The organism is Bacillus infantis (genome assembly GCF_020171945.1).
Taxonomy (GTDB): domain Bacteria; phylum Bacillota; class Bacilli; order Bacillales; family Cytobacillaceae; genus Bacillus_AB; species Bacillus_AB infantis_A.
This window is the reverse complement of the sequence record NZ_JAIVAP010000017.1, coordinates 37,222-51,432: the sequence shown is the minus strand read 5'-3', so window position 1 is coordinate 51,432 and position 14,211 is coordinate 37,222. Positions and strand designations below refer to the sequence as shown.

Below are 14,211 nucleotides of genomic sequence, written 5' to 3'. Positions count from 1 at the left end.
AATGATATAAAAAACTGCAGTCAGACCCTATGAAGAATCGGGCTTGTCTGCAGTTTTTTATTTTGGCAAAATTGATACCATAATCTCAAACCAAAACACAAGCCGCCCTGCAATCCAAAAAAAAGAAGCCCGGAATGCAAGCATCCCGAACTTCTCGTATCTATTAGTTTATTCTTCTGTTCCTGCTTCCTCTTCCATCCCTGCATCAGCCTCTGTATCAGCTGAAGCGCCGTTGAGCTGAAGGTGAGTCTGCAATTCAGTCTTAAGCTCTTCCAATGCTGCCTGGTCAAGCTGGTAATAATAAGCACCATTCATGGTAGAATCCTCACCAGCCAGTGTAAGTGATTCGATGGAAAGGCGATTTTTAACGGCAAATTGCGCCAGATATTTCATTTCGCCAAAGGTCAGATTCGTTTTCATATTCGACCCGACGGCATCAAACACATCGTCATATTTCGTCAGAGATGATACGGAAGTCGCTCTCTTTATGACTGCCTTAATGACTTCCTGCTGGCGTTTTCCGCGCTCGATGTCATTATCGACATGGCGTGTCCTTGCAAAAGCAAGAGCTTCTTCGCCGTCAAGCATCTGAACACCGGGCTCAAGCGTAATGGCGCCGGCATTATCCTCTGAATCCTGTTCAGTGATTTCGAACGGCACATCCACTTCAATGCCGTCAAGAGCGTCAATGACCTCCATAAAGGCCTGGAAGTTGACGCGGGCATAATAATCCACCGGAATATCAAACAGGTTTTCCACTGTCTCGATTGTCGCCTTTGGACCGCCGTAGGCGTGGGCGTGGTTGATTCTTGTTTCATACCCGACCTCCGGGATATACACATAAGAATCACGCGGTATGCTCAGAAGCTTAGCTGTTTTGTCTTTTTGGTTGATGGTCAAAAGCATCAGGGCATCAGAGCGGGAAGTTTCGCCAAAGCCGCGCTTTTCGCTGTCATCGACGCCGATGATCAGCATCGAGATATTATCTTTATCTATGGTCACTTCCTGTGCCCTGACCGGCGACTTCTCCCGGCCTTCTATTTCTTCATATGACTTGGCCATGGAATTCTTGAACTGGCCGTAGATATGGGTGCCGAAAGCGGCAGTAGCAGCTCCGAGAAGAAGCAATGGAAGGAAGATGAACACAAGGATCCGCCTTTTCCGCTTCTTCTTTCTCTCAAGGGAAAGCCCCCGTCTATTATTGGTCATTTCATGTATACTCCTCTTTTAGTTGATAAGGTTATTTTCGACACAATTTGAAGAAGATTAACTCCTTTATTCTACTATTTTTTCATTCAGCCGTAAAATCCATTTTACACAAGAACTCTTTAAATTTTGTCAGATCCTGAGAAAAATTGTTCTTCGAAACCGTTTGCCTAGGAGGGGGATAAGCTGTTAATGTAATATTAAAGTAATAGAATAATATGGAAGTTGAGGTATTTTATGAAAAAAACCACACGTAAAATAGTTTCCGGTCTATTTGTCTCTGCCATGCTAGGCATGAATCTTCCTGTCCACGCCGATGGGCTGAAGATCGCTTCTGTCAACGATTCAGCCCAGTTCTTCCACCCGGCCGCCCTGAAGGAAAAGGGGAGTGAACAGCCGGTCAGCAGCGATACACTCGTTGTCAAATACTCCAAGCCCCTCAGCCAGTCAGAGCTCCAGAAAAGCGGAGCCGTCCTCCTCAGGCAGATGCCTGCCCTTAATACAGCTGTCATTAAAGTGAAAAATAAAAATAATATGGAGAAGGCCCTTAAAGGCCTCAGCTCCCTGAAACACGTAAAAAGCATCCAGCCTAGCATTACCTATAAATCCCTGGGAAGCAGCGATCCGAAGGCTTCAAAGCAGTATTATCTGGACATGCTCAGCATCGCCAAGGCCCAGAATCTTGCCGGCAGCAAAAAGGTAAGAGTGGCTGTCATTGATGAAGGGGTGGACATGAACCATCCTGAGCTGAAAAAGAATCTGCTGCCAAGCTATAATGCCGCCAACCCGATGAGCGCCGCGAAGGCCGGCTTCCACGGAACCCATGTTGCCGGGATCATTGCCGGCATCAAGGATAATAGCATGGGAGGCTACGGCATCAGTCCGCAGGCAGAAATCCTCCCGATTGATGTGTTTGACAGAGGCTGGGGCGCAACAGATTATGCAGCCGCACAGGGCATCCTGTATGCCATTGAGAAAAAAGCCAAGGTCATCAATATGAGCTTCGGGGGAATGTATCCTTCACAGGTACTGAAGGATGCTGTGGCCAAAGCCGTATCAGAGGGGATCACCGTCATAGCAGCTGCCGGCAATACCGGTGATGAGAGCGTCAACTATCCTGCCGCCTTTGAAGGCGTCATATCTGTTGGGAATGTAGATGAGAAGAAGCAGAAGGCCGTCTCTTCCACCTACGGTCCGTCGATGGACATCGTCGCACCGGGCGAAAACATCTACAGCACCTATTATGACCTGGAAAAGAAATCCACCTTCGGCCCGTTGAGCGGTACATCCATGGCTGCACCGGTCGTGTCAGGCACAGCGGCCCTGTTATTGTCCAAGTACCCTTCCCTATCAAACAGGGAGGTGGAATATATACTAAAGCATTCTGCGGATGATCTGGGCAGAGCTGGATTTGATGCTGAATACGGCTACGGCCTTGTCAATCCTGTAAAGGCGCTCAGCTTCGACATGAAGAAGATTCCGGAAGCGGTCAAGAGCCCTGCTGCCCAAAGGCAGAAGAGCATTGAAAAAGCAGCAGTCGTGGCAGCCGGAACTGAAAAGGTGATCCAGGGCGCTGTCACCACGCCGCAGCAGGAGGACTGGATCAAGCTCGGCGTGAAAGAAGGGCAGAAAGTCCAGCTGACGCTCAAGGGCAGCAGCCAGTTCGACTATAAGCTGAATGGCCAGTGGCTGAAAGGCGGCTTCGGAAAGTTCGAAATCAATGAAGCAAAGGCAGGCGGAACAGAAGGCCATCTGCTGACGATCCTGAAGGATGGCCAGCTGGCGGTCGGTGTGAGCGATGCCAATGGGCAGTATGATGACAGCAAAGAAAAGCAATCACGCTATGAGCTGAAAATAGAGATCAAAGAAGAGGCACCTGAAGACAAATCATCAGCGGAAAATCCGATCACCGTGAATAGTCTTCCTTGGAACGGCAAGGAAGAGACACTGTTCTCTGAAGGCGAAGAAAAGGATGAAGACGTCTATTCCTTCAAGAGTGCCGAGTCCCAGGCTGTCCGGGTCCAGCTCAAAGGACTTCCGGGCGTGAATACAGGGATAGGCGTTTACCGGAAAGCAGAAATGGAGCCGGGGACCACCCTTCCGGAAGGGGAAGAAATCCCTCTTGAACAGGTAGCATACAGCAACAGCAAGGGAATCGGCCAGGGAGAGGAGCTCGTCTTCCAGGCTGAGAAGGACGCAGACTATCTTATAAAAGTGACAAATCAGCCAGAACCGGGCTACGGGCCGTATGACTATTTCTTCTACGAAGGAGAAATGGAAACAAATGCCGTCCCGAAATCCTCCTTGGATGCTTATGAACTTAAGATAGAAGGAAAGGTCTTCCCTGAAGATGAGGACCAGTTCATGATGGGAGGCCAGGAGCCGATAGAAGAGGAGCAGAACACTAAAGAAACGGGGATGGAAGAAGAACAGAATATGGCTGCCATGATCAAGGAGATTGCCCTTCCTGTCAGCACAGCCGGCTATACATCAGGCTATCTGCAGCAGATGGAGGATCAGGACTGGTATCAGTTCACTGCCGAAAGCTCCGGGCTTTATGCAGCAGATTTCAGCAGAAGCAGATTTGTGCCGTCATTTGAAGGCTATCAGATCGAGGAACTCGAAGCAGATCCAGAAGGTGAAAAAATGGAGTACCTTATGCCGATCGGAAGCAACTTCGATTACGGCTGGGCTGCCCCAATCCTTAAGGATAAAGTCTATCTCTCGCTGGAAAAAGGAAAAACCTATTACTTCCAGGTGCAGAATGACTTCATGAACTTTGATAAAATCAGCTTTGATCCATATGAATTCAAGATCCAGAAGGTGAAGGACTTCAGCCAGGACGCTTCTGAGCCGAATGATAAATTCGAGGATGCCAAGACAATCAAGGGCGGAACCCTCACCTCCACCTTCTCAAAATCGTATGACACAGACATTTATTATATGGAAGCAGACAAAACGGAGCTCTACAGTATCGGCGTCAGCCGCACCAAACTGACAGACGAGCTGAAGAAAGCCTACCCGCAGGAAGTGCTCCAGCCTTTCTACAGCTATATAGCGGTCATTCCTGATGCTAACAAGAACCATAAAGCAGATGAAGAAGAGCTGAACAAAGCCGTTTATATAGAAAGAGGACTGGAAACAGGCAGCACTTACGGCTCATTCAAGGCGCATAAAGGCATCAATTATTTTATTGCTGTGTCTTCATATATGGAAGGCAGCGGCACCTTTACCCTGATGCCTTACAAGCTGAATGTAAAGCCGGCTGTTGCAAAAGATGAAGATGCCCATAATAGCAATAAGGACATCAGTAAAGTCAAACCGGTGAAAATCGTGAAAAATGCCTCAGGAGCCTACAGCAAAAAAGGCTGGTTCAATCCGGGGATTGGCTACGGGGACGAAGACTGGTACTCATTCAGCGTCGGCAGCAAACACACAGTCAGCATCTCACTGACCGCTTCCCAGGAAATTGACGGCGTCATCGAGCTCTACCAAAATGGCAAAAAAATTGCTGCTTCCGACCTCTACCAGGCTGGAGATGCAGAAACACTGCGGATCACCCTGGCGAAAGGCGAATACTGGGTTAAAGTAAAAGAAGCATTGAACCAGGCATCAGCAGAGCCTTATGAGTTGAAGATTCAATAAATAAAACAAAATTAAGGCTGTAGACAAATTCAGAAATTGAGTTTGTCTGCAGTCTTTTTTTGCTTCTAGATGGGGCTGTTGGTTTGCGTTCCAGGCACTTCGCTTTCCGCGGGGCGACGCTGAGCCTCCTCGGAGCAAGCTCCTGCGGGGACTCAGCATTGCCGCTGCAATCCCGCAGGAGTCTACGTGCCTTCCACTCCAACCAACAGGGTTTTTAAAATTTTGATAGCAGTATAACTAAGCTCAATCTATGGTATGCAGTTCTAAAAGTAGAATAATTTGAATCACTATATTCCTTAGATTGAATATTAATAGAGGAGGGAGTCCAAGCTCCCAAGCTGCAGACAAGTTGCAGTCTTGTTTTGCTTCTAGACGGTGCTGTTGGTTTGCGCTCCAGGCACTTCGCTTTCCGCGGGGCGACGCTGAGCCTCCTCGGAGCAAGCTCCTGTGGGGTCTCAGCATTGCCGCTATCTCCCGCAGGAGTCTGCGTGCCTTCCGCTCCAACCAACAGGGTACTCAAACTTTGATGGCAGTCTAGGTGAAGATGCTTAATTTTCTTTATCGATAATGGGATTGGTCAAAGGTGAATTTCTACCCTAACACAATTCTAAACTAGTAAATATATCCATTAACAATTCCAAGCCTTTGCTTAAAAACCCAACAAAACCCTGCAACAGCAATGGTTTCCGAATGGTATTTACCACAAATAGATTCCTAAGTCAAAAGAATGAATTTCAAAAAACCGACAAACTAGACTGGGAAATGTGTTACAATATGACAGAATCTAGAATTGCAGGGGGAATCTGAGCAGCAATGTTTAAAAAAATTACTTACGGGTTATCGATTCTTGTCGCAGTTTGTATTTTGGTTATTTCGATGGGCGGCAAAGGGATGGCAGCTTCGCTAAGTGATATTCCGGCCAAGTATTCATCGGAAGTAAATTATCTAATGCAGCGCAGCGTAGTCACTGGCTATCCTGATTCGACGTTCCGTCCGAATTTGGATGTAACAAGAGAAGAAGCAGCAACTATGATTGGACGTGCCTTAGGGTTGAACGGCGACAAACGGCAGACAGGTTTTTCGGATGTCAGCAAAGATTCCTATGCATCAGGCTACATACAGTCAGCAGCAGATAAAGGCATCATCACCGGGGACGCGGAAGGAACCTTCCGTCCGAAGGATAAAATGACAAGAGGCGAAATGGCGTATCTTCTGAAAAGAGCCTTCGAGCTATCTGAGACAAGCAATGTTTTCTTTTCAGACGTCGCAGCGAGCGGCGCACAATATACAGCCATCAACAACATCGTGACGGCCGGCCTTTCAAACGGCTATCCGGATGGCAGCTTCAAACCGGGCAATGCCATCACCCGTGTGGAGTTTTCATTGTTCACAGCAAGAGGCCTTGACCAGTCTTTCAGAGTTTCAGAGGCTGATCTTAAGCCATCAGGCGTCAAATACGTAACAGCAACAGACCTGAATGTCCGTACAGGTCCAGGCACTGGCTATAACGTAGTCGGCAGCCTGCCTCAGGATGCGGAAGTAACAATCTACTATTCTCAAGGTGATTGGGTTTATGCCTCTTCAGGAAGCCTGAAAGGGTTTGTCCATTCAGGATACCTGGCAGATTCACTTGAACCAGTCGTTAAGCCGAGCGGCAAGCGGATCATCGCTATTGACCCAGGGCATGGCGGCAAAGATCCTGGTGCAATCTCCAATGGGATTTACGAAAAGGAACTGAATCTGTCCGTCAGCCTGAAGGTCAGGAATATCCTGCAGCAAAAAGGAATCCAGGTCGTCATGACAAGGACAGGGGATACGTATCCGACACTTGGACAGCGTGTCGACATTGCAGTGAACGCGAAGGCAGACAGCTTTGTCAGCATCCATGGCAATACAAATGGCAGCAGTTCTCCAAGCGGGACAGAAACCTATTACAGCACCGCTGCATTAAGCGACCGTGCCGAAAGCAGCAGACAGCTTGCCACCTTTATTCAGAACCGCCTTTACAAAGCAATTGACACGCAGAACCGCGGTGTCAAAACGGCGAACTTCCAGGTAATCCGCTATAACCCGCTTCCATCGGTTTTAGTTGAACTGGGCTTCCTCTCCAATAAGAGCGATGCAGCAAAGCTTTCGTCTGATGCATACAGAAATAAAATGGCAGAAGCGATCGCCCTTGGGATCGTCGATTATTATAACTGGAAAGAATAGAAACGAGAAACGGACACTTTGTCCGTTTCTTTTTAAAATAAGGCCATAAAAAGAAAGAACGGGGACTGCTTCTTCAAGGTTTATGGTGAATAGACCGCAGGGCAGTCCCCTTTTTGTATTTAATAGAGAAGAATGTTCCTTTTATGTTAGGAGAGGATGAAATGTTCAAAAAATTACTTCCGATACTGTCTATGGTTCTATTATTCCTAATTCTTCCCCACCCTGCCCAGGGGGAGGAGCAGACAGAGCGGGTAATCGTGAACTTTAAAGAAAGTATAGATCCGCAGCTGGTACAAGAATATGCCAGGGAAATTCACCATAGTTTCACAGAGCTGTCAGCTGTGTCTATCACAATCAATAAATCGGATTATGAAAAACTGGCGGGAGAGTCATCAGTCCTCAAGCTTGAAGAAGACGAAGTGGTCAGAACGAACGCCCAGATCACCGACTGGGGCTATACAAGAGTCAATGCAGATGCTTCCAAGTCAAACGGATGGACAGGCAAGGGCGTAAAGATCGGCATCATTGATTCCGGCATCCGCAAGGATCATCCGGATCTAAGGATAGCAGGCGGGGTAAACTTCGTAGAAGATGCCTCTTCCTATAACGATGACCAGGGCCATGGCACGCATGTGGCCGGCATAGCAGCAGCGCTCGACAATGATTTCGGCTCAGTCGGCGTGGCTCCTGATGCAGAGCTTTATGCAATAAAGGTAATTGCCAAAAGCGGTGACGGCAATTTATCCGATATCGTGGCCGGGATTAACTGGGCCATCGAGCAGAAGCTTGATATCATCAATATGAGCGTAACTGCTCCGGAGGGTTCGTATCTCCTCAAAGAGACCTTGGCAAAGGCGTACGACAGCGGTATGCTGATCTTTGCAGCTTCCGGGAATGCGGTCACAACAGCGCCTGCCAACGCAGACGTCCTGTATCCTGCACGCTACCCATCCGTCATTGCAGTGGGCTCTATCAACCGCAATGATGAAAGATCGGCTTTCTCTTATTATGGAAGCTCGCTTGAGCTAACGGCTCCTGGGGAAAGGGTTTGGAGTTCCTACATTGCGACGAAGGATTATGCTTACCTGACGGGAACTTCAATGGCTTCCCCATACGCAGCCGGTATAGCAGCTCTATATAAGCAGGCTAATCCGAATATGACGAATAAACAAATCCGCAGCCTTATGCAGGCATCAGCCATTGACCTTGGTATGAAGGGAAAAGACGTGGAGTACGGCTACGGCCTTGTACAGGCGCCAGATGCTAAAGAAGAGCTTCCCGCTGCCAATGTTTTCCCTGATATCAGCAATGCAGACTGGTATGCAAAGGAAATTGATTATCTATATAAGAAGGAAATCATCACAGGCTATACAAACGGCAATTTCGAGCCAGGCCAGCCGGTATCAAGGGCAGAAGCGGTCACCATGATCGGCAAGGCACTCAGCCTGCCGGGGGAAAAAGCAGATTCAGGCTTTTATGATGTATCTCTTGCCTCATTCGCTTCCGGCTATATCCGGGAGGCAGCGGCACAGTCAATCGTAAAAGGTTTTCCGGATGGCTCTTTCCGTCCTGACGGGCAGATCATCCGCGGAGATGTAGCGGTGATGCTGCAGCGGGCATTCTCGTATTCCGTGACAGGAAGAAATATCTTCACAGATGTAAAGGCAGGCAAATATTACGAAGAGCCGATCAATGCCCTGACAGCAGCAGGCATTGCCACCGGCTTTCCGGATGGCAGCTTCAAGCCTCTTGCCAGTGTAACGCGCGGTGAATTTGCCGTATTCCTGGCACGTGCCCTGGACGCCTCATTTATAAGACAGTAATAAATAGAAAAGGCCGATCACCCAAAGTGACCGGCCTTTTCTTTAGTTGATTTCCAATGCTCTGTAAAGGAAGGAAGCAAATTCAGCGCGGGTTGTGACCCTGTTAGTCTGGAAAGTTCCATCCGAGTAGCCGCCTGTAATTTTATTGGACGCCAGCTTCTGGATATCCTGATAGGCCCAGTGTGTTACCGGCACATCGGAGAAGCTGACTGCCTGTCCAGCAGGCTTGAGATTGAATACCCGTGAAAGCAGGGAGGAGATCTCTGCTCGCGTGATTGGCGCATCAGGCTTGAACTGATTGCCGGCATAGCCAGTGAAATAATTGCTTGCCGTAGCAGCTGAGATGTAGGAATATGCCCAGTGTGATTTTGGTACATCCTGATAATCCCCAGCAGCCTTGCCGGTCAGCTTGAACGCTTCTGTCAGCATCTTTGCCGCTTCAGAGCGCTTCAGGATGGAGTCTGGCAGGAATTCACCTGAATTTCCTCCGCTGATGATGCCTCTTTTCTTAAGATCTGTAATGGCTTCGTATGCCCAATAGGAAGAAGGGACATCTGTAAATGAGCCGGCCGCAGCTGCAGATGGAGCGACAGATGCCGTCTCGGTAATCACCCTTCTTGCACCTGCGTAGCGGCTTTGCCAATAATATGGATCATTGATTGAATCAATCCGGACTCCCTTAGAAGTAGTAGCGGAGATGAACAGGTTCTCCCCGATATAGATGCCTGCATGGGAAATTCCGGATTTATATGTATCTTTAAAGAATACGAGGTCGCCCGCCTGGAGATCCTCTTTGGAAACCTCTGTGCCCGCCTTCGCCTGATCGGCTGATATGCGCGGCAGCTTGATGTCCAGCTGGTTATAGACATAAAGGATAAGTCCGGAGCAATCAAAGCCATCAAGTGTATTTCCACCCATCTTATAAGGGACACCTAAATGCTCCTTGGCGAGAAAAACAGCCTGTTCGCCGGTTGTTTTTCCGGAAGCCTGTCCAACCGCAGCTCCTATAGAACTACTAAAAAGCAAAACTCCCAGACAAAAAATGATTTTCTTAAACATAACTAGCCCCCGATACCCATAAACTTATAATATTTTGAATATATTTTACCATGTAATATATTTTTGTTATTTTACATTTATGTAACAAAGGCGACGGTATTTTTCCGCAAAAACTGCAGATTTTGTAATATAACAGCTAAATTACCCCAAAAACATGGACCGAAAGGCGGGACATTTGACTTTTTTTGTAAGAAAATAACGATTTAGAAATAGTTTCCTGTTGAAATAAATGAAAAAATGGTTAATATTAGATTAACAGGTAAATTAACTGAGAACTGCAAGACAGTTACCAAAATAGAAAAAAGTTGACTCACCATAATTTGTCACTTATACTATGTCTTGTATTGTTTTACTTTAATTTACTTTAACTCTTTTTTTGCGGGGTAAAAGCAGTTTGTTAGAGGGCTATACATAACTGGATCAGCTGGCGAATGCAACAAGCAGTCTAGTAATCTAATGAATCGCCATAACCTGCAGAAAATTAAGCAACATATTTAAGGGAGGATATTTCACTTATGGCTTACCAATCCAAGAACCACCGTAAGTTTTTAGCAACATCTTTAACAGCTGCTATGGTAGCTTCTGCTGTAGCTCCAGCAGTTAGCGCTGCTAGCTTTCCAGACGTAAAGGACGACAACTTCTACGCTCCTTACGTAAACCAACTTGCTGATGCAGGTATCATCGAAGGTATGCCAAACGGCACTTTTGGTCTTCGTGCTAAAGTAACTCGTGCAGAAGCTGCGAAAATGGTTTCAATCATTCGCGGTCTAGACACTAGCGCTGCTCCAGCTTCTTTTGAAGATGTAAAGCAAGGTGCATGGTATTCTGGTTACATTAATGCCCTTTATGCTGCAAAACTAATTGATGGTATTAACGAAAAAGAGTTTGCTCCAAACGGAACTCTGACTCGTGCTCAATTTGCAAAGCTAGTAGTTGAGGCATACGATTTAGATCTTCAACCAACTGCTAAAACTCCATTTACAGATGTTAAAGAAGGAGTTTGGTACACTGATTATGTTAAAACTCTTTATGCAAACGGCCTAATCAACGGTAAGACAGCGACTACTTTCGAACCTAACTCAACAATCGATCGTGCAGACTTTGCTAAATTGCTTGTAGATGCTGATCTCAAGTTTGGTTTTACTCTTGGTAAAGCTTCTGTTACTGGTGTAAGTGCGTCTGACCTTACAACTTTAAACGTAACTTTAAAAGGTAAAGTGAAAGACGGAGCAACTGTTACAGCTGAAGACTTCGAGCTGAAAATTAACGATGCAAAAGCTAACTTTACTTTAGAAAAAGTAAGTGACACTCAATATAAATTAAACCTAACTTCTCCATTAAGCACTGGTGACAAAGTGGTTGTAACTGGTCTTTCTGACCTAGCGGGTTCTGCGACTTATACTTATTCGCCACTTGCAATTAAAGAAGTTAAAGCAGTTGAAACAGCTGTTTTCGGAGGATATGCTGGTCAATTCCTCGGAATTAACGTAGATGGAAAAGATATGACAGCTGCTGAGTTGGTAGCACAGGGTTATTCAGTAGTATTCCAGGCTGATGAAGCAGTATTCAAAGATGGTAATGGTACTTCTACTACTAGCATCACTGGCGAGTTAACTTCTTCAATTGATGAAGATGACGACTTCAGCTACAAAGTATCCGTTTCTAAAGGAAATGATGTACTTGTATCTGGATGGGCTGATGTAACAGTTTATGATAAATCTAAAACAGCGTTCTCTTCAATTGATTCTGTATCTTTGAATGTAGTTGATGGTGCTACTGAAGTAATTAATACTCTAACTAGCAACAAATTAATTGTTGGTGAAACTGCAACTGTTGAGTCTGTAAAGGCAACTTTACAAGATGGTCGTACTTCTATCAACCTAGTTACACTTGCTGGTGATGTTACTTACTCTTCTGACGATGTAACTATCGCAACTGTTAGTGACACTGGTGTGATCACTGCGAAAAAAGCTGGTACAGTTAAAATTACAGTTAAGTCTGGTACAGCTACTAAAGATGTTACATTGACAGTATTGCCATCTTCAACTGTTCGTACAGCAACAGCTGCTACTTTCGATGCTTCATCAGTTAAGGTTGTTAATGAACAATCTAAGACTACTTATGTAACAATAAAAGACCAGCTTGGCGATACTCTATATGCCGATAGCGATGCTGTTGCTGATTTAATCGTTGAAAACGCAACTGCAAACGGTAAGGTAATTGCAACTGGTGAACTTTCAGTAGATAGTGCAAAGAACGGAAGTGTGGCTCTAGAAGTTACAGCTGACGATACTAATGTAGGTACGGGCTCTATCTCAATCAAATCTAAAGAAGGTAAGTTGCTTGGGAAAGTAACTGTAAATGTTGCAGCTGTAACAGGAACAGCTACAAGAACTCTAGTAGCTTCTGCCTCTTCTATTGACTTGAATCCTACATCATCTGCAGACAGTATTTCATTCAAATTAGAGAAAACTCTAAATGGATACTTTGCTGGTAACGAAGAATTCGGTGATCGCACTGTTCAAGTTTTCGATGCAGATGGAAAGCAACTTACAGCTGATGCAACAGTAGAAACTGATGGTAAAACTGTTATCGTTTCTCGTGAAGATCTAGTTGTAGAAGATGGTTTCAGCAATGAGAACTTTGAGACTGGTAAAGGGTTAGTCAAAGTTTATGATGGCACAACATTAGTTGCTACAAAGCAATTTGACATTGTAGATTCAGCTCCTACAATTTCAACTGCTACGTTCCAATCAGGTATTGAGTTCAACGAGGCAAACGAAGCTTCATTGAAACTCCCTCAATTCTTAACTAATTTAGGAACTAGCGCGTCTGCATTTGACGGAGTAGTACGCTATGAGCCAGTAAACGGAAACGAGCTAGTCGTTTACTTTGACAAAGCAACTACACCAGACGGCTTTGACTTAGGCACTGACATCTACCTAGGTACAGTAGTAGCTACTACTGTTGGAGATTCAGGGGATGTAGCATTCACTGTTGGTGAAGTTGCTACTCCAGTAGGTGCTGCTAGCACAGTTACAGTTAACTCTGCTGCTGTAGATGCAGGTGATAAAGTTCAATTCAACGTTTATAAGCGTGGAAGCGAAACATCAGCTACATCAGTAGCAAAGACTACTGTCACTAAAAAATAATTTTCACTAAAAAGACTACCCTGTTGAGAAAGCTCTCAACAGGGTTTCTCTTTGGATAGAGAAAGAGAAAGAGAAAGAGAAAGAGAAAGTTACTGGTTTTATACTAAATGTTGGGTTCCTACACAACTTTTATACATAGTAAATGCACGTAATCATCCAGTCTTTTATTCTTGTGCGGCTTTGCTGTCAGTGTTTGTGAACGTAGAACCGCGAAAGACATATTTAGAAAGGAACAAAACACCATGACCCTACTCCCATCACTAACAACCATACTAATCAACCCAATCACCATCCTACTACTCTTAGGAATCCTAATCTTCTACCGCAAATTCTACATCCTAACAGCTTTCCTCTTAGGAATAATAGTACCCATAATCTTTTTGTTTATAGTGTCCATGAATGAAGAAGGCACCAGTGGCCTTTACTTAATCCTATTAATACCACCATCAGTCCTGGTTTTCACCATCCTCGGCTATATCATCCAAATCATCCGTGATAAAAAACGTGGCATCACAAGGGGCAATAAGGTGATCTTCTATCTACCGGCCGTCTTAGTAGTGCTGGTACTCGGTTTTATTGGTTTAAGAGGTATTATGGAAAACTACGAACAAGAGCAATATCAACAAACCATAAAAGAAAAGAAATATGAGGTACGTGACTTATTTGTGGAAGCTTTTATGGATAAGGCTTTTGCGATGGGGATGAAGAATGATACATATGTGCTCGGTTTTGACAGCCGGATTTTTGTTGCTGATTATGAGGATCAGGATGGCCTGTTTGCGGAAGGCACAATCTATTTTAAAAAGAGAGGTAATAAAATACATACAGAGGAATCCTTTAATCAATTTAAGGGTGAGATTATTGACGAGTTTAATAGGATAAAAGATAAAGCTCCTTACAATAGGTTGGAGCTGAACGATTGGCAGCATAATAATATAAAGATTGTTTTAGTGAAATAAATAGCAGCATGAGAGCCATTACTTATTAGTAAAGGCTTATTTTTTTGCCAAAATAGGGCAAAAAGTTTGGTTTTCTACAAAGTTCGACACAATTAAGCATGATATTATAGTAGTATACTATAGGTAAAATTAACCACAATTAAAGGAGATGAAGAA

General features: G+C 45.2%; 7 protein-coding genes. 5 read left to right on the top strand and 2 right to left on the bottom strand.

Features of this window, described 5'->3' with window-relative positions:
* Nucleotides 1-168: 168 nt before the first annotated feature.
* Nucleotides 169-1,209, bottom strand: coding sequence for an LCP family protein (locus tag LCM00_RS19125; RefSeq protein WP_224905080.1), 1,041 nt, complete (start codon nt 1,207-1,209; stop codon nt 169-171).
* 234 nt (nt 1,210-1,443) lie between these two features.
* Between LCM00_RS19125 and LCM00_RS19120 the strand changes: the two genes are divergently transcribed.
* The 3 genes from LCM00_RS19120 (at nt 1,444) to LCM00_RS19110 (ending at nt 8,885) form a co-directional block, all read left to right on the top strand.
* Nucleotides 1,444-4,851 carry a S8 family serine peptidase gene (locus LCM00_RS19120; RefSeq protein WP_224905078.1) on the top strand — a complete coding sequence of 1,136 codons (3,408 nt, stop codon included), beginning with the start codon at nt 1,444-1,446 and terminating at the stop codon, nt 4,849-4,851.
* Nucleotides 4,852-5,664: 813 nt separating this feature from the next.
* Nucleotides 5,665-7,062, top strand: coding sequence for an N-acetylmuramoyl-L-alanine amidase (locus tag LCM00_RS19115; protein WP_224905075.1), 1,398 nt, complete (start codon nt 5,665-5,667; stop codon nt 7,060-7,062).
* 161 nt (nt 7,063-7,223) lie between these two features.
* On the top strand, nt 7,224-8,885 hold the full coding sequence (locus LCM00_RS19110; RefSeq protein WP_224905073.1) for a S8 family peptidase: 1,662 nt from the start codon (nt 7,224-7,226) through the stop codon (nt 8,883-8,885).
* Nucleotides 8,886-8,927: 42 nt separating this feature from the next.
* On the opposite strand, the gene LCM00_RS19105 is transcribed toward LCM00_RS19110, so the two are convergent.
* A complete protein-coding gene (locus LCM00_RS19105; RefSeq protein ID WP_224905071.1) occupies nt 8,928-9,944 on the bottom strand; it encodes a C40 family peptidase in 1,017 nt (338 codons plus the stop codon).
* Nucleotides 9,945-10,459: 515 nt separating this feature from the next.
* Here LCM00_RS19105 and LCM00_RS19100 point away from each other — a divergent pair.
* Both LCM00_RS19100 and LCM00_RS19095 read left to right on the top strand, forming a co-directional pair.
* Nucleotides 10,460-13,096 (top strand): S-layer homology domain-containing protein, encoded by a 2,637-nt coding sequence (locus tag LCM00_RS19100; protein ID WP_224905069.1) that lies wholly within the window; start codon nt 10,460-10,462, stop codon nt 13,094-13,096.
* A 395-nt stretch (nt 13,097-13,491) separates the two neighbouring features.
* Nucleotides 13,492-14,055 carry a hypothetical protein gene (locus LCM00_RS19095; protein ID WP_224905066.1) on the top strand — a complete coding sequence of 188 codons (564 nt, stop codon included), beginning with the start codon at nt 13,492-13,494 and terminating at the stop codon, nt 14,053-14,055.
* Nucleotides 14,056-14,211: the final 156 nt, after the last annotated feature.